A 303-nucleotide genomic window follows, 5' to 3' on the forward strand; every position below is an offset into this window, starting at 1 on the left:
AGCTGGGGTGCGCCCCCATGCCGAACCTGTACTTCACCCGCGACCCGTACGCGATGATCGGCAACGGCGTGTCCATCAACCGCATGTACTCGGTCACTCGTAACCGTGAGACCATCTACGGCGACTACATCTTCAACTATCATCCGGATTTCGCCGGTACGCCCCAGTACTATGATCGCAACGACACCTTCCACATCGAGGGCGGCGACATGCTGAACATCTACGAGCACGTGCTGGCCATCGGCATCTCCCAGCGCACCGAGCCCGACGCCATCGACGCCATCGCTCACAACGTGTTCAACG

Annotated in this window: 1 protein-coding gene; it reads left to right on the forward strand. The window is 60.1% G+C overall.

All coding sequences use genetic code 11. From position 1 onward, the window contains the following. Window positions 1-303, forward strand: a 303-nt coding sequence (locus PZH32_RS12805) for an arginine deiminase family protein (RefSeq protein ID WP_275208638.1), incomplete at both ends; no start/stop codon positions are given.

Source organism: Adlercreutzia equolifaciens (assembly GCF_029076695.1).
Taxonomy (GTDB): domain Bacteria; phylum Actinomycetota; class Coriobacteriia; order Coriobacteriales; family Eggerthellaceae; genus Adlercreutzia; species Adlercreutzia equolifaciens_A.